The 327-nt window shown below is 42.8% G+C and carries 1 protein-coding gene; it reads left to right on the top strand.

From position 1 onward, the window contains the following. The coding region (locus tag KH400_RS23490) for an SDR family oxidoreductase (protein ID WP_217228748.1) at nucleotides 1–327 on the top strand (327 nt) is incomplete at both ends.

Below are 327 nucleotides of genomic sequence, written 5' to 3'. Positions count from 1 at the left end.
GGGTAGGACAATTCATTTATGCGAGTTCAGGTAGCGTGTATGGATACAAAGAAGACAAGCATGTGACCGAGGATTTGTCCTTGGTGCCTCTTTCGGATTACAACAAAACAAAAATGATCAGCGAAAGGGTGTTGCTAAGTTACGCCGATGATATTCTCGTTCAAATTGTTCGTCCAGCGACAGTGTGCGGATATTCGCCTCGAATGCGATTGGATCTTTCCGTAAATATTCTAACCATGCAGGCCTTCACAAATCAGAGAATTACCGTTTTCGGTGGGAAGCAAACTCGTCCGAATATCCATATTCAAGATATGATTGGTTTTTACC

It is taken from the genome of Desertibacillus haloalkaliphilus (assembly GCF_019039105.1).
Classification (GTDB): Bacteria; Bacillota; Bacilli; order Bacillales; family KJ1-10-99; genus Desertibacillus; species Desertibacillus haloalkaliphilus.
This window is presented reverse-complemented; position numbering and strand designations above follow the sequence as displayed.